Origin of the sequence: Arthrobacter sp. NPDC090010 (genome assembly GCF_044748305.1) — a bacterium.
Classification (GTDB): domain Bacteria; phylum Actinomycetota; class Actinomycetes; order Actinomycetales; family Micrococcaceae; genus Arthrobacter_E.
The window spans coordinates 12,853-38,316 of record NZ_JBIVFT010000010.1 but is presented as its reverse complement, the minus strand read 5'-3'; the positions used below and the strand labels follow the sequence as shown (position 1 = coordinate 38,316).

Sequence of the window (25,464 nt, the reverse complement as noted above, 5' to 3'; positions counted from 1 at the left end):
GCTCTCCTAGGTCTGTGGTTCCTGATCGCCCGTGGCCCAGAGGCCGCGGGCGTGGCCGAGATGGCGCCGCATGAGGGCTTCCGCGCCCCCGGCGTCACCGGCCTCGATGAGGTCCAGGAGCTCGTGATGCTCCTGGGCGGAGTCCGCCAGCTTGTTCGATTCGCTGAGGCTCCGCAGGCCGTACATGCGGGTCTTCATGCGCAGCTGGGTGGCGAGTTCCACCAGCTGGCCGTTCCCGTAGTGGCGCAGCAGCTCCGCATGGAAGGCGCGGTCGGCTGCCAGGTACTCCGCGAGGTTGCCTTCCCGGGCCGCGCTGACGATCGCCTCCGCCAGGGTGTGCAGGCGCGGGAACGCCGTCTCAGGGATGCGCCCGATCAGCCGTCCCACGATGGGTGGCTCCACGAGAAGACGGATCTCGGTGATCTCGTCCAGCTCGGCGTCGCTCATGCCGGTCACCCGGAAGCCCTTGTTCTTGACCGTCTCCACCAGACCTTCGCGTGCCAGGTCCATCATCGCCTCCCGCACCGGGGTCGCGGAGACCCCGAAAGCGGTGCCGAGGGCCGGGGCGGAGTACAGCGTGCCCTCCTCCAGGGAACCCGCGATGATCGCCGCGCGAAGGGACTCGGTCACGGTCTCCCGCAGGCTCCGCTGCGGGCCGAGAGGGGCGAGGGGCAGGCCGGGGTTCGCGGTCATGGCAGACACTCCTAGGGCAGTCACGAGGTGTTACCCCCTTCATACACCACCGCCGCCACCACGAGGTCCTCCCAGGCCATGCCCACCCCGGCGTAGAGACACGGCTTCCCGGGTGTCCGGGTGACCTGGCCCAGCACCAGATCACGGAGGTTGCCCGGGGCGATCCGTTCCCAGTCGGCGGCACTGCGCGCCGGAATCAGATCGCCCGCCTCGCGCAGAGCCGAGGCCCGCCCTTCGACCACGACGTCGCTGCGCAGCACCAGCGCGGCATCCACCTCGCGCGCGTCGAGGCCATGCTGGCCCACCGCCGCGACCACCGCACCGGGGGCGACGCGCGCTCCGTCGAACAGCGGCGTGGCCGAGGTGGTGGCGCAGAGCACGACGTCGGCCGTCCCGACGTCGTCGGCCGTCTGCTCCCTGACCTCGACGCCCTCTGCGGCCAGGGTCTCGATCAGCCGGCGGGTGCGCTCCGGAGTGCGTCCGGCGACCCCGAAGGTGGCTCCGGGGATGAGAGCGTGTGCGGCGCGCAGATGGTTCAGGGCCTGCACACCGGCCCCGAACACCAGCACGTGCGGACGCTCCGGGGCAGCATCGGGGGCTGCTGCCAGCAGTCTCGTAACCGCCAGCAGTGTCGTGGCGGGGGTCCGGACGGCGGTCAGTTCGGTACCGTCCAGCACGGCGAGCGGAGCGAGCGTGTCCGAGTCGTAGAGAACATAGACGCCCTGGATCTTCTCCAGGCCGCGGGCCGGGTTCCCGGGAGCGACGGTGAGCGCCTTGACCCCGCTGTAACGGCGGTCCGCAGCCGGCATGATGAGGAACTCCCCGCCCGGAGCGGGCGCGAAGATCCGTGGACTGTCCGACTCCGGGTCGGTCCCGTCACGGAGGGCCTGGGCGAGCGCTTCCACCGCCGTCGTCCATCCCGCGGCGGCACGGACCGCGGCGTCGTCGAAGTACGGAAGGCTCACAGCAGGAAACCTTCCGGGAAGGGGTCCGTGGGGTCCAGGAAGTACTGGGCGGTGCCCGTCACCCAGGCCCGGCCGGTGACCGTGGGAACCACGGCCGGGCGGCCTGCCACCTCGGTCTCCTCGACCAGACGGCCGATGAAACGGGAGCCGATGTAGGACTCGTTCACGAAGTCCGTGTCCAGGGCGAGCTCGCCACGGGCGTGCAGCTGGGCCATCCGGGCGCTCGTCCCCGTGCCGCAGGGCGACCGGTCGAACCAGCCCGGATGGATCGCCATGGCGTGCCGGGAAAGCTCCGCGGTCGAACCGGGCGCCTTCAGATAGACGTGGTGGCAGCCGCGGATGTCCGGCCGCTCCGGGTGGACGGGCTCGTCGGCCGCGTTGATGGCCTCCATGATCGCCAGGCCGGCCTTGAGCAGATCGTCCTTGCGGGAACGCTCGAACGGCAGGCCCAGGGCGTCCAGCTCAACGACCGCGTAGAAGTTGCCCCCGAACGCCAGATCGTAGGAGACCGTCCCGTACCCGGGAACCTCCACCTCGGCATCGAGCCGGTCCACGAAGGAGGGGACGTTGCGGATCGTCACCGACTCCGCGTGCCCGTCCGTGACAGCGACTTCAGCCACCACCAGTCCGGCCGGGGTGTCCAGCCGGACGGTGGTGACCGGTTCCACGACATCCACCATGCCCGTTTCCACGAGCACCGTGGCCACACCGATCGTGCCGTGACCGCACATCGGCAGCAGGCCGGAGACCTCGATGTAGAGCACACCGAAGTCCGCGTCCGGCCGGGTGGACGGTTGCAGGATGGCCCCGCTCATGGAGGCGTGGCCCCGGGGCTCGTACATCAGGAGGGTGCGGATCCAGTCGCTGTGTTCCATGAACCAGAGGCGTTTCTCCGCCATCGTGGCCCCGGGGATGGTTCCCACGCCGCCGGTGATGACACGCGTGGGCATCCCCTCGGTGTGGGAGTCCACGGCGTAGAAAATCCTCTTCGTCCTCATGCTGCGCTCCCTCGTTTCATCGAGTGCTCCGTAACTGTCCTTTTAAGGCTCCATAACGACAGCTACGGAGCAATCGATGTCCGGTCCTACTTGTAACCCTTGGCCAGGACGGCTTCCGTGTCGCGGGTGATGGCTGCGACGGTTTCCGGGGACAGCGGGCCGCGCGGCGGACGGGTCACGCCGCCGCGCTGGCCCACGATGTCCTGGGAGAGCTTGATGGCCTGGACGAACTCGGTCTTGCTGTCCCAGCGCATGAGCGGGTGCAGTTCACGGTAGATCTCCCGGGCGCGGGCAAGGTCCTCACCCTGATCGGAGATGGCGAGCCGGTACAGCTCCATCGAGATCTCCGGGATGGCGTTCGGGTAGCCGGACACCCAGCCGACAGCACCGGCAAGGCCCAGTTCCAGCACGGTGTCGTCGGCGCCCATGATGATGTCGAGCTCCGGGGCGAGTTCCTTGATCTCGTAGGGACGGCGGACATCTCCGCTGAACTCCTTGACGCCCACGATCAGGCCCTCGCCGTGCAGTCGGGCGAGGAGCCGCGGGGTCAGATCGACCTTGGTGTCGATGGGGTTGTTGTACGCCACGATCGGCAGGCCGGCTTTGGCCACCAGACGGTAGTGCTCCACGACCTCGTCGTCGTTGGCACGGTAGGTGTTCGGCGGCAGGGCCAGGACGGACTGGGCGCCGGCTTCCGCGGCCTGCTCGGCCCAGCGGAGGGATTGCAGACCGCCATAGGCGCCGACGCCGGCCATTACGGTGAAGCCCTCCGGTGCGGCCTCGATGGCCGTGGTGATGACGCGGGCCCGCTCCTCGTCGCTGAGGGTCTGATACTCCCCCAGGGAGCCGTTCGGTGCCACGCCATCGCAGCCGCCGGCGGCGAGGAAGGCGATGTTCTGGGCGTACGCCTCGTAGTCGACGCTCAGGTCCGCGTTGAACGGGAGGGTGGTGGCCACGTGGACTCCGCGCCACGGCATACGGGTTTCGGTCATTTCCGGTTCCTTTCGATGAGGCGGCTCCGCGCCGGATGGGCGGCCGCGCTGTGAGTCACCTCACAGTATTTATATTACCATGTGACATTGCACAGGAGCTGGAGAAGATGCCGGGGCTTCCGCCCCGGCATCGGAAACGGGTCCCGTCAGCTGGCGGGAACCACGTACTGCGTGTCCGCGACCTTGCCGAGGCCTTCGGTGAGACCGGCCCCCGTGAGGAGCTTGGTGATGGACCCGTCCTTGCGCTGGGCCTCGATCCCGTCACTCAGGGCCTGCTTCAGGCTCGTGTTGCCCTTCGTGAGAGGGAAGGCGGCCTCCGGCGAGTGGGTGATCGCACCGACCCGGGGGTCCGGCTTGTCGTTCGCCAGGGACACCGTGATGCCCTTCGCGTCCTTGAACTGGAGCACCTGGACACCGTAGGCGTCCACATCGGCGTCGAGCCGACCGGCGTCGAAGTCGGCCTTGAGTTCGACGCTGCTGGGGTAGGTGACCAGCTTGTCGCCCAGGATCTTCTTCAGGTCCTCCACCCAGAGGTAGCCGTCGATCGTGCCCACCTTGTTCAGCTTCTCCAGATCGGCAACGCTTGTGGCTCCGCTCTTGGTGGCGATGCCCATGCCGTCCAGGTAGGTGGAGGCGGAGAAGTCCACCGCCTTCATGCGCTTCTCCGTCGCGTCGATGGTGCCGACCGCGAGATCGATGTTCCCACCGGAGATCGACTGGACGGCGTCCGCGTAGGTAGCCTGCTGATAGGCGGGCGTCAGGCATTCGTCCTTGGCGATCTTGTTGACGATGTCGATGTCGATGCCCGTCGGCTTGCCGCTGTTGTAGCTGCTGAAGGGCGGGATGTCGATCACGCCGATGGTGAGCTTGCCCGGCGAGACGGTCTGGACGTTCTGGTGTTTCGGTGTGCAATCGGACTGCGCCGCCGTCGAACCGGAGCCGCTGCAGGCCGTCAAGCCGGCCCCGGCCAGCAGGACGACGGCGGCCAGCACGCCGGGGCGCTTGAAGTTACGGATTTCCATGGGGTTTCCTCTCGGGAAAGGGGTTGGGAAGAGAAGCGAACGGATGTCTCAGGCGTGACGCGAGAGACGCTTTTCGAAGAAGACGGTGATCCAGGTAGCCGGGATGGAGATCACGGCATAGCAGAGACCGGCCAGCGTGAAGATCTGGAGGTAGTTGAAGTCCTGGCTGCCGATGTTGTAGGCCGATTTCATGAGTTCCGGCACGGCGATGGCGTACGCCAGGGACGTGCCCTGGAACATCTGGATGGCCACACCCATCAGCCCGGGGATCGCCGAGCGCATGCCCTGCGGCATGATCACCCGGAGGAAGGCGTCCCTGGTGGAGAGCCCCAAAGCCTGCGAGGCCTCCGTCTGCCCGCGGGCCACCGATTGCAGTCCGGCGCGGATGATCTCGCTCGAATACGCCGCCGCATTCCAGACGAGAGCGATGCAGGCGGCCTGGATGCTCTCAAAGGCGATGCCGAACTTCGGCAGGCCGTAGTAGACCAGGTAGAGGATGACCAGTGCCGGAGCGCCGCGACCCACCTCCACCACGACCAGGCCCAGGGTGCGGATCACCAGGTTCCGGTGCTGGACCATGAGGCTCAGCAGGAGCCCGAGGGGGTAGCCGAGCACGATCGCGACCGCGGCGATGAAGAGACTCACGCCAAGCCCGGACATCATCTGGGGAAGATAGCCGCCCCACTGTTCCAGCCAGCTCATGCGAAGACCGCCTTCCTCATACGGGCGTCCAGACGACGGGACAGATAGGCCACGGGCAGGCTCAGCGCGATGTAGATGATTCCGACGATCACGTACGGAAGAATGCCCTCCACCGTCGGATGCTGTCGCGCATAGGACTGCGACTGGAACACCATCTCGGCGACGATGATGGTGGACGCGATCGAGGAGTCCTTGAGCAGGCCCACCAGGTAGGTGGCGATGGACGGGGAGACGATCCGGAAGGCCTGCGGGATGACGACCCCGAAGAACGTGACTCCGCCGGAGAGGCCCAGAGCCTTGGAGGCCTCAAGCTGGCCCCGGGGCACGGCCTGGATTCCACCGCGGTAGATCTCTGCGAGATAAGCCACCGAGACCACTCCGAGGCCGACGATCGCGGCACTGATCGGGCTGAACTTGAAGGCGCCGAAATGGATGCCGAACTTCAGCAGGAAGAGCCAGACGATGATCGGCACACCCCGGATGAGATCCACGAGGAGGCGGGCGAGCCAGCGCAACGGCGCGAAGGGCGAGGTCAGGGCCAGGGAGACGGGAACCGCACCCACGATCCCGATCGCGAAGGCGGAGAGGGTCAGCAACAGGGTCATGGGCAGACCCTGGACGACCGCGATGAGCGCGTCCATCTCAGCGCTCCAGGACGGCGCGCAGGAAGCGCCGGGTGCGGGCCTCCTGCGGATCGCTCATGATGGCCCGCGGGTCACCCTGTTCGATGATCTTGCAATCGGCCATGACCACCAAGGTGTCTGAGACGTCGCGGGCGAACTGCATCTCATGCGTGACGACGACCATCGTCATGCCGTCCGAGGCCAGCTCCCGCATGACCGCGAGCACTTCCAGGCCCACCTCGGGGTCCAGTGCGGAGGTCGGTTCGTCGAAAAGCATGATGCTCGGATCCAGCGCGAGCGCCCTGGCGATGGCGATGCGCTGCTGCTGACCACCTGAGCAGCGGCCGGGGTGCTGGCCCGCTTTGTCGGCCAGTCCCACGCGCTCCAGGAGCTGGATGGCCCGTTCGTCCGCTTCCTCCTTGCTGCGGCCGAGAACACGCTGCTGAGGGAAACTGATGTTCTTCAGCGCGGTCATGTGCGGGAAGAGATTGAAGGACTGGAACACCATGCCGACGGCGCTGCGCAAGCGGGCCAGATCGCGGGGGGCGATGTTCTTACCGGGCTCGATGGTGTGGCCGGCCACGCGGATGGTGCCGCCATCCGGCTGTTCCAGCAGGTTGATGCAGCGCAGGAAGGTACTCTTCCCCGCGCCCGACGGGCCGATCAGAGCCGTCACGGTGCCCGGTTCGACGTCCAGCGAGACATCGTCCAGGACCACATGGTCTCCGTAGTGCTTCGAGATGTGCTCCAGCTGGATACCGAGCCGAGGCACTCGGTGCGCTTCGGTGGGGGTAGTTTTCGCCATGCCCGTCTTCCCTGTCAGGGCCGGGTTGGGTTCCCGGCCTCTCAGCACTTTGTGATGTCCATCACGTGCTATGTGCAATGGTACATGTCACATTGATGAGGTCAAGGGTTTGCTGCTGAAGAATTTCCGGCCCGGCACCACCAGCGGCCGATACCAGCCGGACAGCACCGCCCAGGACGGCGTGAAACCGCGGGCTTTCTGCGAAAACAGTGGGCTTGATGCACTGTTTCGCAGAAGGCCCGCGGTTTCACGGGTACTGCGGGACGGGCGGAGACTCAGTGACCGGCGACCTCCACTGGTGCCTCCTCGTTCGCGAGGCCCGCCGCGCGACGGGTCTTGAGCTTGCGGCGCACCAGTGGCCAGAACACGGCGAGAACCGCCACGGAGACGAGGGAGGTCCACACCTGCGTCTGCCCGGACTCGCCAGAGAACAGCATGACGACGACGATCCCGAGTACCGCCGCGATCAGCAGTATCGCGAGCCATGGGTGCAGCCACATGCGAAGCTTGAGTGCCGCAGCCTCCTCGGCGGTCATCCGGGAGCGCAGGCGCATCTGGGTGAGCGCGATGAAGGCGTAGACGAAGAGCGCGACAAGACCCGCGGAATTCATGATGAAGTCGAAGATTCCCGAATCGGGAGCGGCGAAGTTGATGATGACCGCGGCATAGCCGCCGAGCGTGGAGGCGATGACGGCGGCCACCGGGACGCCCGAAGCCGATTTGCGCGCGATGATCTTCGGCGCATAGCCCTGTTCGGCGATGGAGGAGAACATCCGGGCCGCGGAGTACAGGCCCGAGTTGAGCACGGAACAGACGGCCGTGAGGATGACGGCGCTCATGACGACTTCAGCCCCGGGCAATCCGTAGAGACCGAAGAGGTAGGCGAACGGAGCCCGCTCCTTGGGATCGGGCAATTGATTCCAGGGAACGATCGTGACGATGAGCAGTACCGCTCCGACGAAGAAGATGAGGATTCGCCAGATCACCGTGCTGGTCGCCTGGCGGACACCCTTGGCAGGATCTTCGGACTCCGATGCCGCCATGACGGCGATCTCGGTGCCGAAATACGAGAAGATCACGATCGCCACGCCACCGATCACAGCCCCCGCACCGGCGGGCATGAATCCGCCATGCTCCCACAGATTGGGAATCGCGAAGTGGGAGTTCGGCCAGAGCCCGAAGGCGAAGAGGATGCCCACCAGAAGGAAGACCACGATGGCCGCCACCTTGATACTGGCAAGCCAGAATTCGGTCTCACCGAAGGACCGCAACGACACCAGATTGGAACCGGTGAAGATCAGCAGCAGGAGCACTGAGAAAACCCATTGCGGCACGCCGGGCATCCAGCCATGCAGGATCGATCCGCCCACCACGGCCTCATAGGCGATCACGCCCACCCAGAAATACCAGTAGAGCCACCCCACGAAGTACGCGGCCCAGTCCCCCAGGCCGACGCGCGCATACTCCATGAAAGAGCCGACCGCCGGCCGGGCCGCGGCCATCTCACCCAGCATGCGCATGGCGAGGAAGACCAGCAGGCCACCGATCAGATAGGAGATCACCGCCGCCGGGCCGACGGCATGGATCACATTGCCCGAGCCCACGAAGAGACTCGAACCGATGATCCCGCCCAGGGTGATCATCGTGACGTGCCGTGACCGGAGTTTCTTTCCGCCGCCGTCTGCTGGAGCCGCTGACATGGTGACCTCTTCCCTCTGTACGGATGCTGCGCCGAGCGGAAGCACGGCCGGCACAGCATCCTAGTTGAAGAGCGCTGTCGGGAGAGCACTGTTGAGAGAGCGCCGCTCAGAGATCACCATTGAGAGTCCACCCGGAGGACACGGACCCCCGCTCAGCCGTGTCGCGAGCGTTCAGGCTCGGGGCGGCGGGGCAGATCCGCCCAGACCACCCGCGCGATCCCGAAGACCGGACCCGGGGGCGGGGACCCATCCGTCGGGATCGCACGAGTGGCCCGGGAGGGCAGGCCCGGCCTCTGACCCAGCGACAGCCTGCGCGGTCCAGTCGCGCCCGTCGCGTCGGCGCGCCCGTTCCGGCCTTGATCATCCATGGCTCCACCCATCCATCGACGAAGACGGGAGATGTCCCATCCAGTTGTAGGACATTTATATATGTCATAGTGATGAATTACCAGTCCCCCGGATGATCTGGGGATGCTTCCGAGCATAAAAGCCCGCCCCGACAGGAATTCCAACGGCCAGGAATCCCCCGGAGCCTCTTACTCGTGCGCCGCCAGGAAGCTGTACACCTCGGTCTCGTCAACCCCGGGGAAGGCGCCCGGCGGCAAGGCCGCCAGCAGGTGCGAATGTGCCCGCGCGGATGGCCAGGCGTTGCCGGACCAGGCCTCGGCGAGGTCTCCGGGAGGCTGCTTGCAGCAGGACGGATCGGGGCAATTGGAGACCGAACGGACCGTCGTCTCCCGCCCACGGAACCACTTCACGTGGGCGTACGGGACCCCGACGGACAGGGAGAATTCACCGCCGGCGGATCTCTCCGTGCGAGCCGTGCACCAGAAGGTGCCCGCCTTGGTGTCGGTGTACTGGCTGTACGGGCTGAATTTGTCCGGCACCGTGAAGACGACCCTGCTGGTCCAGTTCTTGCAGCTGGGCTGTCCCTCGATGGAGCCGGTGTGATCCTTCGGGAAGATCACTCCGTCGTTCTCATAGGCCTTGTAGATGATCCCGCTCTGATGGGTCTTCTGGAAGTGCGTGGTGATGCCCAGATGATGCGTGGCCAGATTCGTGAAGCGGTGCGCCGCCGTCTCGTACGACACCGCGAAGTGGTCCCGCAGATCCTCGATGGCGATCTCCTTGGCCGCCTTGGCGTGCTGCAGGAATTCGACGGTGGCATCCTCCGGGAGCATGAGGGCCGCGGCGAAATAGTTGGTGGCGACCCGCTGGTGCAGGAACTCCCCATAGCTGCGGGGTGTCTCATGCCCCAGCACATAGTGCCCCAGGGCCTGCAGGAGCACGGAGCGCGGGTCGTGATCCCCGGACGAGCCTTGCGTGAGGTAGATCCGGTGATTCTTCAGATCCGTGACGCTGCGCGTTGAATGCGGCAGGTCCCCCACATGGTGCAGCGTGAACCCCAGATGCGCAGCAATGTCCGAAATGACGTACTGACTCAGAGGGCCGCCCGTGTAACCGACCCCCGTCAGCACCTTCTTGGCCTCGGCCTCGTACTCCGGGAAGTAGTTCCCCCGTTCGCGCATCATGACGCGCAGTTCCGTGTTCGCGCGGCGCGCCTCCTCCGGCGTCGCCAATTGCTCATTGAGCCGGCGTTCCAGCTCTTTCAGCAGCCCCAGCTGGGCTTCCAGCACATCGCTGGGCAAGCGCGGCCCGATCCGGATCGCCGGCAGGTTCAGCGACTCGTACAGCGCGCTGCGCTGGTAGCGCTCCAGCTCGATCTCCATCGCCGCCCTGCGGCTCGGCGGCTCCGCCCCGAGCAGATCGTCCAGTCCGACGCCGAGCGCTGCGGACAGTTGCTGAATGGCGCCCAGACGGGGCTCGCGTTTTCCGTTCTCCAGGAGGCTGAGCTGGCTCGGGGCCATGCCGACGACGGCGGAAAGCGCCTCCAGCGTCAGCCCGGCCTTCTTGCGCAGGTGCCTCACCCGGCGCCCCAGGGCGATGACATCCACCCCGCCGCTGTCCGCCAGCGGCACCGGCCGCTCGCGGTCCGCACTCCAGCCGCCGTGGACCTTCCGCTGCTCCATACCCGTCATTTTTTGAGAATACGCGAAGAAGTGCATTTCTTTCCACCACTTTTCTCTAGAGCGGGCGTGGAAAGTGCGGAAATCTTGAAGCACAGGAAAGAACGGCCCATCCGTTCATGAGCTCAGCGAAGAGCCCTATATGAGGAGACAGACATGACCGCAGAATTCAGCGCAGCACAGGGCACTCCCGAAGAGATAGCAGCCGCCCTGCAGCTCGAATGGTCTGCCAACCCGCGTTGGGAGGGCATCCAGCGCGACTACACGGCCGCCGACGTCGTCCGCCTCCGTGGTCGTGTCAGCGAAGAGCACACGCTCGCCCGCCGTGGGGCCGAGAAGCTCTGGGCACAGCTCCAGGACCAGAAGAGCCGTGGCGAGTACACCCACGCGCTCGGCGCCCTGACCGGCAACCAGGCCGTGCAGCAGGTGAAGGCCGGCCTCAAGGCCATCTACCTCTCCGGCTGGCAAGTCGCCGCGGACGCCAACAATGCCGCCCAGACCTACCCCGATCAGTCGCTCTACCCGGCCAACTCGGTACCGCAGGTGGTCCGCCGTATCAACAACGCGCTGCTCCGCGCGGACCAGATCGAGTTCTCCGAGGGCAAGCAGAGCGTTGAGGACTGGCTGGTTCCGATCGTGGCCGACGCCGAGGCCGGCTTCGGCGGCCCGCTGAACGCCTACGAACTCATGAAGGGCATGATCGCCTCCGGCGCCGCCGGCGTCCACTGGGAGGACCAGCTCGCCAGCGAGAAGAAGTGCGGACACTTGGGCGGCAAGGTTCTGATCCCCACTCAGCAGCACGTCCGTACGCTGAATGCGGCCCGTCTGGCCGCCGACGTCTCCGGCGTTCCGAGCGTGATCGTGGCCCGGACCGATGCCGAAGCAGCCACCCTCATCACAAGCGATGTGGACGAACGCGACGCCGAATTCATCACCGGCGAGCGCACGGCGGAGGGCTTCTACAAGGTCCGTAACGGGATCGAACCCTGCATCGCACGGGCCAAGGCCTACGCCCCGTACTCCGATCTCATCTGGATGGAGACCGGCACTCCCGACCTCGAACTCGCCCGCCGCTTCGCGGAGGCCGTCAGGTCCGAGTTCCCGGACCAGATGCTCGCCTACAACTGCTCCCCGTCCTTCAACTGGAAGAAGCACCTGGACGACGCCACGATCGCCAAGTTCCAGCGCGAGCTGGGCGCCATGGGCTTCACCTTCCAGTTCATCACCCTGGCCGGCTTCCACGCCCTGAACTACTCCATGTTCGATCTCGCCCACGGCTACGCCCGTGACGGCATGAGCGCCTACGTGGAGCTCCAGGAGCGCGAGTTCGCCGCCGAAGACCGCGGATACACCGCAACCAAGCACCAGCGCGAAGTGGGCACCGGCTACTTCGATCTGGTCTCCACTGCCCTGAACCCGAACGGCAGCACCCTGGCCCTGGTGGGATCCACCGAAGAAGGTCAGTTCCACTGAGGTTCCCTCGATATTTCTAAGGACAGTGACATGACCACCACCTTCGAGCTGACGGCTCAGCCGATCCGGCGCCAGGGCGAGATCCTGACCCCGGAGGCACTGCACTTCATCGGACAGCTGCACCGCGCCCTGGGCGAACGCCGCACCGAACTGCTGGACGCGCGGCACGGCCGCCGGGCCCGGATCACCCGGGGCGAGGACCCTGGATTCCTGCACGGCACCAGCCACATCCGGGAGGACTCGGCCTGGCGCGTCGCCCCGCCGGCCCCCGGCCTGAACGAACGCCGCGTGGAGCTCGCGGGCCCTACGGACCGCCGCACCACCATCAGCGCTCTCAACTCGGGCGCCTCGGTCTGGGTTGCGGACTTCGAGGACTCGCTCACCCCGTCCTGGCGCAACATCATCTCCGGTCAGCTGAACCTGGTCGACGCCCTGGAGCGGAGGATCGACTTCACGGCGTCCGATGGGACGGAGCTGCGCCTGAACGAGGGTCAGTTGCCCACCATCGTGATGCGGCCCCGCGGTCTGCACCTGCCGGAGAAGCACATTCTGGCGGCCGGCGAACCGGTCTCCGGTTCCATCGTGGACTTCGGGCTGTACTTCTTCCACAACGCCCACCGGCTCCTGAGCCAGGGACGCGGCCCGTACTTCTACCTGCCGAAGGTGGGGACCCATCAGGAGGCCCGCTGGTGGAATGACCTGTTCATCCTGGCCCAGGATCTGCTGGGCTTGCCGCAGGGCACCATCCGCGCAACGGTCCTGATCGAGACCATCACGGCGGCTTTCGAGATGGAGGAGATCCTGTACGAGCTGCGAGACCACGCCTCCGGGCTGGCCGCCGGCCACTGGGACTACATCTTCTCCCTCATCAAGACGTTCCGCACCCGCGGCCCGCGCTTCGTCCTGCCGGACCGATCCCAGATCACCATGGCCCAGCCGTTCATCCGGGCCTACTCGGAGCAGTTGGTGCACATCTGTCACAAGCGGGGTGCCATGGCGATCGGCGGCATGTCGGCCGAGGTTCCGAGCCGGCGTGACGCGGCTCAGAACGCCCGCGCCACCGCGGCGGTCCGGGCGGACACCACCCGCTTCGCGGTGGACGGCTTCGACGGCACCTGGGTGGCGCATCCGGACCTGGTTTCCTCGGCCCGTGAGGTGCTCGACGCGGCCCTCGGCCAGCGCCCGCACCAGATCGACCGCCGGCGCGACGACGTCGTGCCGGACGCCCGGGCTTTGATCGATCTGTCCCAGACCACCGGGACGATCACCGAGTCCGGTATCCGTTCCAATGTGGAGGTGGGCATCCGCTACATCGAGTCCTGGCTGCGGGGCAATGGCGCGGTGACCATCCGGCGGAACATGGAGGACGCGTCCACGGCGGAGATCTCCCGATCTCAGCTCTGGCAGTGGATCCACAACCAGGCCATCACGGACCAGGGCGAGGTGATCACGAGGGAATGGGTGACGGAGATCTTCGAAGAGGTGTACGCGAGCCTGGAGCGCTTCGAAGGCGATCGTTTCCGTGACGCCCGGGAGATCTTCGAGGAAGTGGCCCTGGCCTCCTTCTTCCCGACCTTCCTGACCATCCCGGCCTACGCCCGCTTCCTGTCGACCTCCACCGAGGATGCGAGAGAGCGCCGGCTGGTGGCCGCCTGAGACCTCCTGTCGGCGCCGGGCCGCGACGGACTCGCAACACGTACCCCGAAGGACGGGGGCGGCCCGGTGAGGAAGGGAAGAACCGCCCGGCTCCGCGAGAAGCAAGCAGGCAGGGCACGGCACCCCGAGAAGCCAGTTGAGCACAGTGTTCGTTACGAACACTGTGCTCAACTGGCTTCTCGCGTGCAGGACATCGTCACCTGATACCGCGGTACCTGAACCCGGCACCGAGTGCGGCCAGGCTCAGGCAGGCGACGGCGGCCAGATAGTATCCGGGTGACTCGTCCTGGCCCGTGGCGTCAACCAGGTACGCGGCAATCGCGGGAGTAAAACCCCCGAACGCTGTCACCACCGCGTTGTAGCTGAAAGAAAGGCCTGTCGCTCGGGACCTGGCATCGAAGGCGTCGGACATGACCGAGGGCAAAGCCCCGAAATAGGCGGCCTTCAGGCTACCAAGGATGACCATGGACACCGCCAATACCCAGAATGACCTCCCTGCCACCAACCAAAGGAAGAGTGGGACCACCACGGCCGCGGTGACGACCACCGTGGGCACCATGATCTTCAGCCGTCCGAAGCGATCGGAGAGGTGTCCCACCACCGGCGTACCGAACGTCAAGATGACGCCCGCGATCACCAAGCAGAAGAACGACGCCGAAGGCTCCAGTCCCAGTTCCTTGATGCCGAAAGTGGGCAGGTACTGCAGGATGTAGTTCAGCGCGGTGGAGATCGCCAGGGCGCCCGCCGCAATGAGGATGCCCATCTTCTGGGTCTTGAAGATGTCCAGCATCGGGGAGACTTCAACCTTCTCGGATTCCCGGATGATCGGAGCTTCGTCCACGTGTTTGCGGATGAAGTATCCGGCCGGACCCACCAGCAGGCCGAAGACGAACGGAATCCGCCAGCCCCAGGCTGTCATGTCGGCGTCCGAGAAGATCGCCGTGAGAACGGCCGCGAAGCCGGCAGACATGAGCGATCCGAGCCCCTGGCTGGCGAACTGGAAGCTGGCGAAGAATCCCCGGCGGCAGGGGTCCTGGGCGATCAGGAATGAAGTGGCTGCGCCGAACTCGCCACCGGCGGAGAAACCCTGGATGAGGCGAGCCACGATGATACCGATCGGCGCGAGCATGCCGATCTGGTCGTACCCGGGCATGAAGGCGATCAGAGCCGTGCCGAGCACCATGAGCCTGATGGTGAGCATCAGACCCTTCTTCATCCCCTTCCGGTCTGCGTAGGAGCCCAGGATCAGGCCGCCGAGCGGGCGGACCAGATAGGAGGCACCGAACACGGCGAGGGTCTGGATCAGTTCCACCGCGGGGTTCTCTGAGGGGAAGAAGTTCCGTCCGATGTAGATCGCGAACAGCGCGTAGATGCCGATGTCGAACCATTCGAGAGCGTTCCCGATTGTCGCGGCGGCGATGCCACGGGCATTCGCCCGCCGCTGTCCGGTGGGAGTGGCTGTGGAGAACACCGCTTCCGGCGCATCCGGATTCCGGGGGGATTCAGGGGAAAGTGACATGGGGTTTCCTCAGGGTGAAGGGGATCATCAGACGATTGAGGCGTTGCCCCGGGCTGCGAAGGGCAGGTTCACGCCCTGACCGAGGTCGTGAAACAGCCCACACGCGATCTGGAGACCCTGCACGGCGATGGAACCGAGGAGGTGCTCGTTCGGAGCGTGCTGGAGACAACCGGGGTAGGAGTGCGGAATCCAGAGGGTGGGAAGCCCCAGGATGTCCTCAAACACGTGGTTCGGCAGCGACCCACCGATGTTCGGCAGGACGGCGGGGGCCCGTCCGACGGTTTCCTCCACGGACCGCGTGGCCCAGTCCACCCAGGGATCATCAGGGTCAAGTCGACTGGCGGGGAACACCGTGCCCAGTTTCACCTGGACCATTCCGTAGCCGTGAGCGTCCAGGTGATCCTGAATGGCCTGAGCGATCCCGGACACCGGGGTTCCAACTACGTAGCGGAGCTGGAGCATAGCGCGTGCCGTGCCGGGAATGGCGTTGACGGGGGCAGCGATGTCCCCCGCGTTCATGGCAAGGACTTCCACAGTGTTCCAGCCGTACACGCGCTCGGCAGCGGTCAGCTCTGGAGCACCCCACAGGGGATCCCGGTCCGGACCATCGGGCTGGACCTGAAGGACGACCTTCGCGAGGGACCGCCGGACGGACTCCGGAAGCGACTCCGGGAGGAGAGCGGGAAGCTGGATCCGGCCGTGCCCGTCTACCAAAGTGCCGATCGCCCCCGCGAGAGTGGTAGCCGGGTTGCGCAGCACCCCTCCCCAATTGCCGGAGTGGTATCCGCCGTCCCGGAGATCGACGGAGAGCTCGAAGTCCGCTCCACCCCGCGCCCCCAGGAAGATCGTGGGAGTCCCGGCATCGAGCCTGGGCCCATCGGAGGCGATGAACACATCCGCGGCCAGCCGTGGGCGCTCGGCCGCTGCGAACTCCGACAGGGAGGGGGAACCGATCTCCTCACCGCATTCGATCAGGAACTTCAGGTTAAAGCCCAGCTGCCCCTTCTCGGCCAGCAAGAGGTGGAGTGCGGCCAGGTTTATGAGATGTTGTCCCTTGTTATCCGCCGTGCCGCGACCGTACCAATGTTCACCCTCCACACTCAGGACCCACGGGTTCCGTCCCTCGCTCCACTCCGACTCCTGGCCGCTCACCACGTCCGCATGCGCGTAGCAGAGCACCGTAGGCAGGCGGGAGTCCTCGGCCCTGCTACCCAGGACGAAGGAGTTGTTTCCCCCACCCCAGCTGTCGAAGCGGGTGACGACGCAGCCCAGCTTTTCCAAAGACGGAACAAGAAGATCATTCAGGTATGCGTTAAGTGCAATACGCCCTTCAGGACTTCCACTCACGGTCGCATAGGCAACCGCCTCGCGAAGCTCGGCAATGAAACGTCCGGATTCGACATATTCCCTGGATTTTCGGCACAGTTCAGCCCTAAGGCTCATCAAATTACTCCTAGAATCGTGATTGATTTCACGAGCCTAGAGGTGTTGGAACTCACATCCCAGTATCATTTTCTCAAATGGCTTTGACTTTCATGCATATCGAGGAGGCGTGATGCACCTGCTGACCCCACCCGTCATCTATTTCAAGGAGGTGGCGGGCAGCGGCTCCATCACCGAGGCGGCCGAGGCTCTGCACGTCTCCCCCTCGGCCATCAGCCGTCAGATCGGCCGGCTGGAGGCCGCAATCGGGGTTCCACTTTTCATCCGGCATCCACGCGGGATGCTGCTCACCGAAGCTGGCCGGCTCCTTTTAGCGCATGCCCGCCGCAGCGAAACCGAAAGTGGCGCCCTCCTGGAGGAACTGAGAGCTTCCACAGCAGGAAGAACTCGTCTCATCAAAGTTGCGAGCGCCGAGGGGCTGGCCAGCAGCAGGGTGGCCGTTGCCATGGCGAAGATCAGCGCAGCTCACCAGGATGTGGTGTTCAAGCTTGCGGTCACATCCTCGTCAGACGCGACTCGCCAGGTCATCGACGGACGGGCAGATGTCGGCGCAGCATTCACTCTCGGTCCACAGAAGGACGTCGCGGTGGAGTTCTCCAGGCCCGCCCCCTTGTATGCCGCCATGGTGACCTCACACCCGCTCGCCGCGCGATCCAGCATCACCCTCGAAGAATTGTGCGAGCACAAATTGACGCTGGCGGGGGCTGGGATCACTCAGCGAGAACTCTTCGACATCGCGCTGCAACGTGAGGGGCTGGCTGCCGAGATAGCACTCGAGACGGACCAGGTGGCTTCAGCCCTGGAGTTCGCGCGGAACGGGGCAGGGATCGCGCTCGCGAGTCGGCTGGCGGTACCCGCAGATGCCCTCACTGGCCTGGTATTCGTCGCGGTTGATCACAGTGTGCTCAACCAGCGCGAAGCACAGATCCACACGATGTCGAGACGACGGAAATCCGCGATCATCTCGGCGTTCCTCGTAACCCTGTCCGAAGTCCTGACCTCGGACTAAACCATCCCTCGGCAGCACGAGAAGTAGCTTAAGGCGCGGGCACCCTGCACCGACCCTGAAGTCCTCGACGCGGTCCGGAGTGGCCGCCGCTCCTAGATTCCCGCCGCTACTGGCCCTGCTGACGTTCGGCGGCAATCCGCCCGGCGCGGGCCACCCCGAGGGTGGTGCAGACGAGGAAGGCGAGCGTCGTGAAGAGAGGGACGAGAAGCGCAAGCTGCCAGTTCTGCGCCGCGACGTGCACAGAACCGATGACCGTCGGGGCGATGCCCGCGAAGATGTAACCGATGCCTTGGACGAGCGCGGAGATCCGGGCCGTCTGCCCCTGGCTCGAACCCGCTTTGATGATGGCCGAGAGCACCAGGGTGAAGCCACCTCCTTGCGCGAAACCGCCGGTGACCGACCAGAGCCACCAGGCCTGCGGGGCCAGGAGCAGGCCGAGCGGAACGGTCACCCAGAGCAGACCCACCACGATCGAGGAACGTGTCCCGCCGAACCAGCGGACCAGAAGGGGTGTGCCGATCGCCCCGACGATGCCCATCAGCTGGAAGATCGAGGATCCCGCTCCCGCCGCCGTGGGTGCCAGCCCGATGGTGTCGTGGAGATAGCTGGGCAGCCAGGCGGTGATCCCGAAGTAGCTGGAAGACTGCCCGGCGAATCCGATCACCAAGGCGACAGTGACACCCAGCGCTCCTCCGCTCAGCTTGGCTGCGGCCTTCGCGGCAGCCCTGCTCTCGGCGTCCGAACGCGCCGGGCCACCCCCGTCGACGGCTGCCGGTCGGAGCGCCACCGCGGCGCCCATCGTTCTGATCCAGAAGGCGAGGACGACGACGGCGAGGAGGCACGCCAGGGCCAGGGCACCCTGCCAGCCCAGCCACTGGGCCAGTGGCGCCGTGGCCACGGAGGCGAGGAAGGCGCTGAAGTTCAGCGTGCCGGAGTAGACGCCCATGGTCAGGCTCTGGCGCTCCAGTGGGAAGTCCCGGCGCACGATCAGAGGCATGACGATGTTGCCGATCGTGATGGCCGCGCCGATGACGGCAGTTCCGGCGAAGAGCGCCCATTCCGGTCCTGCCGAGCGCAGTGCCGCGCCGAGCGCCACACCAGCCACCGTGAAGGACACGGCCAGCTCCGCACCGACCTTACGGGCCAGCCAGGAGGCTGCGGGAGAGAACGCGGCGAAGCAGAGCACCGGGATGCCGGTGAGAAGTCCGAACTGCACCTCGGTGAGGCCGACGTTCTCGCGGATGACGGGGGCCAGCGGGGCGATGCCGATGAACGGGCCACGCATGGTCAGTGCGATGCCGATGATCGCGAGGAGCAGGAGCCAGGCCGGCTGGCCGTGCGTGGTGGCGTGCCCCTTTCGCGAGGCGAGGGGCGTGGGGGTACGTGTCATGGTTCCGCGCTATCCGGGCGGCTTCACCGCCCTGTTTCGAACATACCAATACGGTATACCGTTCGTGGCCTTGGCTCGGGCCGTGGAATATCCCGGGCCCAGGAGGGGTTGCTCACACTGTGAAGATTGAGATCTGGTCAGACGTCGCCTGCCCCTGGTGTTTCATCGGTAAACGCCGTTTCGAGAAGGCCCTGGAGGCTTTCCCCCATCGCCAGGACGTGGAGGTCCACTGGCGAAGCTATCAGCTGGACCCCAGTATCCCCGAACACTATGACGGCACGGAGCTCAGCTACCTCAGCGAGCGCAAGGGGATGGCCCCTGAGCAGGTCCGCGGCATGTTCCAGCATGTCACCGAGCAGGCCGCCGGCGAGGGACTCTCCTACGACTTCGACTCCGTGGTGGTGGCGAACAGCTTCACCGCGCACCGTCTCATCCACCTCGCCGCAGGATCCGGCAAGGCCGACGAGGCCAAGGAACGGCTGCTCAGCGATCACTTCGAACACGGCGAGGACATCGGCAGCCACGAGTACCTGCGCGCTCTGGGCGGAGAACTCGGCCTGGACACCGCGGCCGTCGAGGAGATCTTCACCACGGATGCCTACAGCGATGCGGTCCGCGCCGACATCGCAGAGGCTCGCGCTCTCGGCGTGAGCGGGGTTCCCTTCTTCGTCTTCGAACGCAAGTACGGGGTCTCCGGAGCGCAGTCCAGCGAGACGTTCGCCCAGGTCCTGCAGGATGTCTGGCAGGAGAGCCACCCCTTGCTGGTACCGGCCGCCGTCGCCCAGGGCGCCACGGATTCCGGGCTGAACGGGGAGGTCTGCGGCCCCGACGGCTGCTGACCCGAAGGATCCCCAGCCAACTCCCAGCACAGCGTGGCGCATTTAGTGACACTCTCCGGTAAAGTGTCTCTATGCCCAAAATCTCCGCGGCCACGAATGTGGCCCAGCGCGCTGAGACCCAGCGGAAGATCCTCACCGCGTTCGGCGAGCTGCTCTTCACTCAAGGCCTGCCCGGCCTGACCATGACCGATGTGGCCCGTCACGCGGGGATCGGCCGTACCGCCGTGTACAACTACTACGCGGACATGGAAGAACTCCTCGTGTCCTACGCCCTGACCGAGACGGAGAAGTTCGTCGCCGAGCTGCGGGACGGGCTGAACACCCTGGAGAATCCGGTGGACCAGCTGGCCCTCTACATCCGGGCCCAGGTGGAGGACCTCACGCGCCGGCACCTTCCACCGGGGCCGGCGATGGCGGCAGTCCTCTCCCCCAAGTCGTTCTCCCGCCTGGCGGACCACGTCGGCGAGCTGAACAGTCTGCTCCAGCAGATCCTCCGTTCCGGCATGGCGCAGGGCTTCCTGCCGCTGGGTGACGTCGACGCCCTCGCACGTCTCATCCTCGGAACACTGTCCTCGACCGCCTCTCGCGCAAAGGCACAGGAACCCGGCTCGCCCGAGCTCGAAGGGCAGATCGCGGCGACCGTCCGCTTCGTCGCGAGCGGCGCGGGCGCCGTGTTCGACGACGACGGCCGGCCGCTCGTCGTCGCACCCGTCCAGTCCGTCTGACCAGCCGGGCCTCCCGGAGGCTTCGCGGTCAGCCCACGGCGGGCGTGGTGGGAACGGTGCTCGGCGTCGCGTCCTCGCGAGGGCAGAGAAGCGGTCCAGGGGTCATCGCCGGAGCGGTCTGGGTCAACGCGGCCACCGGCGAGTACAGCACCACGTCAACGGTCGAGTCCTTTCGGGCGTCCTGGACATAGTCCGCCCCCTGGAACTGCCGTTGCACCGCAAGCGCAGCGCCATGCCCGGCCGGTCCGGAGATCACGGCCACGCTTCCAGCGAAGGTCCCCATGCGGTTGTCGATCTTCCCGATCACGAACCCCCGGGCCTTGAGCCCGGCCGCCGTCCTCGCCGCGAGGCCCTGCGTGTCCGTCGCGTTGAAGACGCCCACGGTGACGGATGCGGCGGGAAGAGGCGTCACGGCACCGGCAGGGCAGAGCGAACTCTTGCTCGGCGACGGAGCCGCCGCTTGGGGAACGGTGAGGAAGCCCCTCTGGATGGCGACGGACGCGACCACGCCGCTCACCAACAGCAGCACCAGGAGGATCAGGACCACCGCGTGACGAAGCCGGACCCGGAAGCGCCGCCGGCCGGAACCGTCATCGGGTTCATGCGCGAAGGCCCGGTCCAGCTCATCGCCGGAAACCACATGACTCCCATGCAGCCGTTCGGGATCCTTCGCCACGGTGTCAGCCCTCGATCACCAGAACACGGGCATGGATCGCGGTCCTCTGATGCAGGGCCGTCCGGACGGCCCGGTGCAGGCCGTCCTCCAGGTACTTCACACCCTTGTACTCCACGACGTGCGGGAACAGATCACCGAAGAAGGTGGAGTCCTCGGCGAGGAGCGCCTCGAGGTCCAGAGTCCGCTTCGTCGTGACCAGCTCATCCAGCCGGACGGGACGAGGTGGCAACGCCGCCCAATCCTTGGGTGTGTTGTGCCCGTGTTCCGGGTACGGACGTCCGTCGCCGACTGCTTTGAAGATCACCTTGCAAGCGTAGGCAAGATTGGCCGCGGCCGGAATTGCCGCGCCGCACCACCGGGCTCTTCGTAGCGAAACAGTGACCATTTGGCGGCCCTGAAGCCCCGGTGTTGAATATTTCCATGAGCGAGATCAGCAAGCCCCGACGCCGTGCCACCATCCCTGTGGAACCCGGCGACGGCGTCCAGCCTCCGCTCGCGCTGCTGCTCGACGTCGACGGCCCGATCGCAAGCCCCGTCACCCGCACCGTGGACGCCGAGGTGATCTCAGAATTGCTCTGGCTGGCGGGCACAGGGGTCCCTGTCATCTTCAATACGGGCCGTTCCGCCGAGTTCATCCGCGAACAGGTGGTGGAACCCATGCTCGCCGTGGGCATTCCCGAGGGACTGGAGTTCCTCGCGGTCTGCGAGAAGGGGGCCACCTGGTTCACATTCGGTGCGCACGGGCCCTCGGAGGTCCAGGTCGAGGAACGCTACGTGGTTCCGCGGAGCTACGCCTCGGCCATCCGGGAACTGGTGGCACGGGCGTACTCGTCGTGGATGTTCTTCGATGAGACGAAGCTGGCCATGGTGTCCGTGGAACAGCATGTGGACACCCCGAGCGCCGACTATCTGGCCCAGCAGCCCCGCTTCGACGCGGATGCACTCTCGCTGATGCCGGCCCACGCGATGCGAGGCGTGCGCCGGTCCTCCGCTCCGGAGCAGTCAAGCGGCATCAAGGACAGCCGGGCGGACCACTTCCTCATCGACCCGACCATCATCTCGACGGACATCGAGCATGCCAGGCTGGGCAAGGATCTGGGAGCCTGGCGGGCTCTGCGCTGGCTCGAGGAACGTGGGGTGGATCCGGCCCAGTGGCGCACGGTCGGAGACTCCGGCACGGACTATGCCATGGCCGATTGGCTGGAGAGCCAGGGACATGCCGTGGCCCATGTGGATGTCCGTCCGCCGGAGGACCTTCCGGAGAAGCCGTACCGCATCCTCACGTCCGTGGAAGTGGGGCTGGGGCGGGACGTCGTCAACGACGACGCCGGGCTGGCGTTCCTGAAGGCCTGGCACGAGCGCCTGGACGCCTGAGGGCCGTCCTCTCCTCACACCTCAGGCGAGGGCGGCCTCGACGGCTGCGATCAGCTCCGGGGCATCCGGCTCGGTGCGCGAGCCGAAGCGCTCCAGAACCCGGCCGTCGCGGCTCACCAGGAACTTCTCGAAGTTCCACTTCACCAGGCCGGGCAGGATGGAGTGTTTGAACTTCACGAGTTCGGTGTACAGCGGATGCTGATCCTTGCCCCGCACGTTCGCCTTGATCGTCAGGGGAAAGGTCACCCCGAAGTTGACGCTGCAGAACTCGGCGATCTCCTGATCCTCGCCCGGCTCCTGACCGGCGAACTGGTTGCACGGCACCCCGAGGACCACGAGGCCCTGCTCGCGGTAGCGCTCATAGAGAGCCTGCAGGCCCTCGTACTGAGGAGTGAATCCGCACTTGGACGCCACGTTGACCACGAGCACCACCTGGCCTTGAAAGCGTCCGAAGGTGGTTTCAGTGCCGTCGTTGAGGGTCAGCGGGATCTCATGGAGTGCAGTCACCCTTCAAGCCTAGAGGGCCGGAGCGTCAGCGGAGGATCGAGATGCAGATTCCCAGCACATTGATGGTGCAGCTCTTCGGCGGAGTCACCGGCGTGGGGTCGGGTGTGGTCGCGGGCGGTTTCGGGGTTCCCGTTCCAGGCTGGGTGACAGGGGGCTTGACGACCGGTGGCTGAACCACCGGCGGTGTGCCGGTTCCTGGCTGAGATCCGCTCCCGGTCCCGCCCGTAACCGGAGGAAGCACCGGAGGCTGGGACTGGGTAGGCGGCTGCGGCTCTCCCGTGCCCGGGGCACCCCCTGTCGAGGGCATGCCGACGGGGGAACCGCTGCCCTGTTCACCGATTGCCGACGGCTGCGTGGTCCCTGAGGACTGAGGCTGGGTCGAGGCAGGTGGCAGCTCATCGGGGGAAGCGGCCGTTCCGGAGGAGACTTCCCCGTTTTCAGTCGAGGAAGTGCCGTCGGAGACACCGGTCCCGGAACCCACTGCAGTGACGGTTTTGGCCCGCGGTCTGGAGGCCTCTGGGACTTGAGTGCCAGATTTCAGGGTGCCGGGCTTCAGGGGGACGACCGGAGCGGAGGACGCCGAGGTTCCGGCCTGAGCGGGAACTGGACCACTCGACAGCGGGGCGTTCGCCCGCGCCTGATCCCCCTGGGTCTCCGGGGAGACGAGCACGGTCGAGACCACCAGCAGCGCCGCCACGGCCGAGACCGTGGCCACCCTGCCCGCGGGCTGCACGGACACACCCATCGATGTCAGCAGGCTCGACTGAGCCCGGCGCGAGCCCCGGCTCTTGGACCGGTGTCCTCCGCCGGAGCCCTGGGCGACCCTCCGGCCGCTCATGGACATCCCGTCAGCGAAAAGTTCTTCATGATGTACTGCTCCCCCATCACTCGTCCCCGGCCATGAGCCGGTTCCTAGTGATTGTCGCGTACGCCACGCCTTGCGGCCAAGCCCTCGCCGCTGGCCATCCGCTCGTGACGCCCCGCCGACACCGGCGACACCGTTCCCGGGAAAGCCGGCTTCAGGCCGCGGGCGACGAAAGCCCTGGCAGAAGCAGCGGCAGCAGAGGCGTGACCGAGTCAGCCGGAGCGCTCGGTGCAGGAGCGGGTGGCTCAGTCGCCGGCGGCGTCGTGGGGTCCGGCGGCGGGCTGCTGGGCGTCGGAACCGGTGTGGTCGGCGTTGGTGTGGGGGTCGGAGTGGGTGTGGGAGTCGGGGTAGGTGTTGGTGTGGGGGTCGGCGTCGGTTTGGGTGTGTCTGGTGTCGTCGGGCTCGGTGTCGGATTCGGGTGGGACGGTGCCGGGCTCGGCGACGGTGTGCCTGGTTTCGGGGTGGGAACCGTGGAGCCGTCTTTCTCCGCGTCCTGAGTGATGACACCTGGGGTTCCCGGACCGGTCCCCGTCCCACCGCTCGGCAGGCTCCAGCTGCTCCCGTCCGACGTGCTGTGAGAGTAGTCAGTGAAGTTCAGCGACACCGGTGGCGCTTCCTGATGAATCGGGTCCAGGATCCAGCCGTCCGGATTGACGTAGGTGCCGTTCTTGACGGTCTCGAAATGCAGATGACAGCCGGTTGAAGCGCCGGTGGTGCCCACCTTGGCGAGGATCTGGCCCACCTGCACGTGCTGTCCGCGGGTCACCGCGATCCCCTGAAGGTGGTTGTACGTGGTGACCAGGCCATTACCGTGATCGATCTCCACCCGGTTGCCGCCGCCCCAAGGGTGCCAGCCCACACTGCGGACCACACCGGCGTCGGCCGCGTAGACGAGGGTCCCGCAGGGTGCCGCATAGTCCTGACCCCAGTGGAACTCATCCACCTGCCCCGTGATGGGGCTGATGCGGGGCCCGTAGGGCGAGCTGGGCACGAGGTGTTCAAGGGGCGAGGAAAGGTGGCCCGCAGCCGGCCGGCGCCGCCCGGCTTCCGCCACATCGATACCGTCCTTGGCGCCTTTCGGCCGGGTACGGACGCTGGGCCATTCAAAGGCCAGTTGGGCTCCCCAGGAGGCGGTGACCGGAAGGCTGCTCTCAGGATGGTCCACTTGCCCGGCGGCAAGAACCGGGGCCGGCGCTCCGCCCGGCGCGTGAACCGGCGGAGCGGTACCCAGGGCCAATGAGGCCAGGACCACGAGGGTCAGTACTGCTCCACTTGTGACTGAGGTTCTGCGACGGCTACGCGGCGCACGGTAGCCCCTCATGATTTTTCGTGCCGCATGATGTACACGGTGCTTTCTCCCCCGGATTTCCGTGCCGGCCGCCCTGAGTAGACGACCACTCCTCAGTTTCCTCCTGGCCCACCGCCAGTTCAAGAGTTCTCCGGGAGATTCCTTGCACGGAT

The 25,464-nt window shown here is 66.2% G+C and carries 24 protein-coding genes; 6 read left to right on the top strand and 18 right to left on the bottom strand.

Annotation, left to right across the window (positions count from 1 at the left end; all coding sequences use genetic code 11):
* Positions 1–6: 6 nt before the first annotated feature.
* From ACIPXZ_RS14350 to ACIPXZ_RS14305, 10 genes are all read right to left on the bottom strand, one after another.
* On the bottom strand, positions 7–693 hold the full coding sequence (locus tag ACIPXZ_RS14350; protein WP_400595467.1) for a GntR family transcriptional regulator: 687 nt from the start codon (positions 691–693) through the stop codon (positions 7–9).
* Positions 694–713: 20 nt separating this feature from the next.
* Positions 714–1,658 (bottom strand): ornithine cyclodeaminase family protein, encoded by a 945-nt coding sequence (locus tag ACIPXZ_RS14345; RefSeq protein ID WP_400595465.1) that lies wholly within the window; start codon positions 1,656–1,658, stop codon positions 714–716.
* On the bottom strand, positions 1,655–2,656 hold the full coding sequence (locus ACIPXZ_RS14340) for a proline racemase family protein (RefSeq protein ID WP_400595463.1): 1,002 nt from the start codon (positions 2,654–2,656) through the stop codon (positions 1,655–1,657). The genes ACIPXZ_RS14345 and ACIPXZ_RS14340 overlap by 4 nt, the downstream gene beginning before the upstream one ends.
* 86 nt (positions 2,657–2,742) lie before the next feature.
* Positions 2,743–3,648, bottom strand: coding sequence for a dihydrodipicolinate synthase family protein (locus ACIPXZ_RS14335; RefSeq protein WP_400595461.1), 906 nt, complete (start codon positions 3,646–3,648; stop codon positions 2,743–2,745).
* A gap of 146 nt (positions 3,649–3,794) precedes the next feature.
* Positions 3,795–4,670, bottom strand: coding sequence for a substrate-binding periplasmic protein (locus ACIPXZ_RS14330; protein ID WP_400595459.1), 876 nt, complete (start codon positions 4,668–4,670; stop codon positions 3,795–3,797).
* Positions 4,671–4,718: 48 nt separating this feature from the next.
* Entirely contained in the window at positions 4,719–5,372 is a 654-nt protein-coding gene (locus ACIPXZ_RS14325; protein WP_400595457.1) for an amino acid ABC transporter permease, read from the bottom strand.
* Positions 5,369–6,013, bottom strand: a complete 645-nt coding sequence (locus tag ACIPXZ_RS14320; protein ID WP_400595455.1) for an amino acid ABC transporter permease — start codon at positions 6,011–6,013, stop codon at positions 5,369–5,371. The genes ACIPXZ_RS14325 and ACIPXZ_RS14320 overlap by 4 nt, the downstream gene beginning before the upstream one ends.
* 1 nt (position 6,014) lies before the next feature.
* On the bottom strand, positions 6,015–6,800 hold the full coding sequence (locus ACIPXZ_RS14315; RefSeq protein WP_400595453.1) for an amino acid ABC transporter ATP-binding protein: 786 nt from the start codon (positions 6,798–6,800) through the stop codon (positions 6,015–6,017).
* 275 nt (positions 6,801–7,075) lie between these two features.
* The gene (locus ACIPXZ_RS14310; RefSeq protein WP_400595452.1) at positions 7,076–8,500 is read right to left on the bottom strand and encodes an amino acid permease; all 1,425 of its coding nucleotides are present in this window, start codon (positions 8,498–8,500) and stop codon (positions 7,076–7,078) included.
* Between the two features lie 536 nt (positions 8,501–9,036).
* Complete coding sequence (locus ACIPXZ_RS14305; protein WP_400595450.1) at positions 9,037–10,539, bottom strand: helix-turn-helix domain-containing protein; 1,503 nt, start codon at positions 10,537–10,539, stop codon at positions 9,037–9,039.
* Between the two features lie 144 nt (positions 10,540–10,683).
* Here ACIPXZ_RS14305 and aceA point away from each other — a divergent pair, with 144 nt between their 5' ends.
* Together aceA and aceB are read left to right on the top strand one after the other, a co-directional pair.
* Entirely contained in the window at positions 10,684–12,000 is a 1,317-nt protein-coding gene (aceA, locus tag ACIPXZ_RS14300) for an isocitrate lyase (protein WP_400595448.1), read from the top strand.
* 30 nt (positions 12,001–12,030) lie between these two features.
* Complete coding sequence (gene aceB, locus ACIPXZ_RS14295) at positions 12,031–13,656, top strand: malate synthase A (RefSeq protein ID WP_400595446.1); 1,626 nt, start codon at positions 12,031–12,033, stop codon at positions 13,654–13,656.
* A 196-nt stretch (positions 13,657–13,852) separates the two neighbouring features.
* Here aceB and ACIPXZ_RS14290 read toward each other — a convergent pair whose 3' ends face one another.
* Positions 13,853–15,175, bottom strand: a complete 1,323-nt coding sequence (locus ACIPXZ_RS14290) for an MFS transporter (RefSeq protein ID WP_400595444.1) — start codon at positions 15,173–15,175, stop codon at positions 13,853–13,855.
* 27 nt (positions 15,176–15,202) lie between these two features.
* A complete protein-coding gene (locus ACIPXZ_RS14285; RefSeq protein WP_400595442.1) occupies positions 15,203–16,618 on the bottom strand; it encodes a M20 family metallopeptidase in 1,416 nt (471 codons plus the stop codon).
* A gap of 112 nt (positions 16,619–16,730) precedes the next feature.
* On the opposite strand from ACIPXZ_RS14285, the gene ACIPXZ_RS14280 reads away from it, so the two are divergent.
* Positions 16,731–17,627, top strand: coding sequence for a LysR family transcriptional regulator (locus ACIPXZ_RS14280; RefSeq protein WP_400595440.1), 897 nt, complete (start codon positions 16,731–16,733; stop codon positions 17,625–17,627).
* 106 nt (positions 17,628–17,733) lie between these two features.
* Here the strand turns inward: ACIPXZ_RS14280 and ACIPXZ_RS14275 are convergent, their stop codons facing one another.
* Positions 17,734–19,017: a CynX/NimT family MFS transporter gene (locus tag ACIPXZ_RS14275; protein ID WP_400595438.1), complete on the bottom strand. Its 1,284-nt coding sequence runs from the start codon at positions 19,015–19,017 to the stop codon at positions 17,734–17,736.
* A 119-nt stretch (positions 19,018–19,136) separates the two neighbouring features.
* Between ACIPXZ_RS14275 and ACIPXZ_RS14270 the strand changes: the two genes are divergently transcribed.
* Complete coding sequence (locus ACIPXZ_RS14270; RefSeq protein ID WP_400595436.1) at positions 19,137–19,856, top strand: DsbA family oxidoreductase; 720 nt, start codon at positions 19,137–19,139, stop codon at positions 19,854–19,856.
* A 71-nt stretch (positions 19,857–19,927) separates the two neighbouring features.
* Complete coding sequence (locus ACIPXZ_RS14265) at positions 19,928–20,581, top strand: TetR/AcrR family transcriptional regulator (protein ID WP_400595434.1); 654 nt, start codon at positions 19,928–19,930, stop codon at positions 20,579–20,581.
* A gap of 28 nt (positions 20,582–20,609) precedes the next feature.
* On the opposite strand, the gene ACIPXZ_RS14260 is transcribed toward ACIPXZ_RS14265, so the two are convergent.
* Both ACIPXZ_RS14260 and ACIPXZ_RS14255 read right to left on the bottom strand, forming a co-directional pair.
* The gene (locus ACIPXZ_RS14260; RefSeq protein ID WP_400595432.1) at positions 20,610–21,257 is read right to left on the bottom strand and encodes a LytR C-terminal domain-containing protein; all 648 of its coding nucleotides are present in this window, start codon (positions 21,255–21,257) and stop codon (positions 20,610–20,612) included.
* A gap of 4 nt (positions 21,258–21,261) precedes the next feature.
* Positions 21,262–21,561: a type II toxin-antitoxin system VapB family antitoxin gene (locus ACIPXZ_RS14255; protein ID WP_400595430.1), complete on the bottom strand. Its 300-nt coding sequence runs from the start codon at positions 21,559–21,561 to the stop codon at positions 21,262–21,264.
* A 116-nt stretch (positions 21,562–21,677) separates the two neighbouring features.
* On the opposite strand from ACIPXZ_RS14255, the gene ACIPXZ_RS14250 reads away from it, so the two are divergent.
* Entirely contained in the window at positions 21,678–22,631 is a 954-nt protein-coding gene (locus ACIPXZ_RS14250) for a hypothetical protein (RefSeq protein ID WP_400595428.1), read from the top strand.
* A 21-nt stretch (positions 22,632–22,652) separates the two neighbouring features.
* On the opposite strand, the gene ACIPXZ_RS14245 is transcribed toward ACIPXZ_RS14250, so the two are convergent.
* The 3 genes from ACIPXZ_RS14245 to ACIPXZ_RS14235 form a co-directional block, all read right to left on the bottom strand.
* Positions 22,653–23,138 carry a glutathione peroxidase gene (locus ACIPXZ_RS14245; RefSeq protein ID WP_400595426.1) on the bottom strand — a complete coding sequence of 162 codons (486 nt, stop codon included), beginning with the start codon at positions 23,136–23,138 and terminating at the stop codon, positions 22,653–22,655.
* Between the two features lie 25 nt (positions 23,139–23,163).
* Entirely contained in the window at positions 23,164–23,976 is an 813-nt protein-coding gene (locus tag ACIPXZ_RS14240; protein WP_400595424.1) for a hypothetical protein, read from the bottom strand.
* Positions 23,977–24,157: 181 nt separating this feature from the next.
* The gene (locus tag ACIPXZ_RS14235; RefSeq protein WP_400595422.1) at positions 24,158–25,324 is read right to left on the bottom strand and encodes a M23 family metallopeptidase; all 1,167 of its coding nucleotides are present in this window, start codon (positions 25,322–25,324) and stop codon (positions 24,158–24,160) included.
* Between the last annotated feature and the right edge of the window lie 140 nt (positions 25,325–25,464).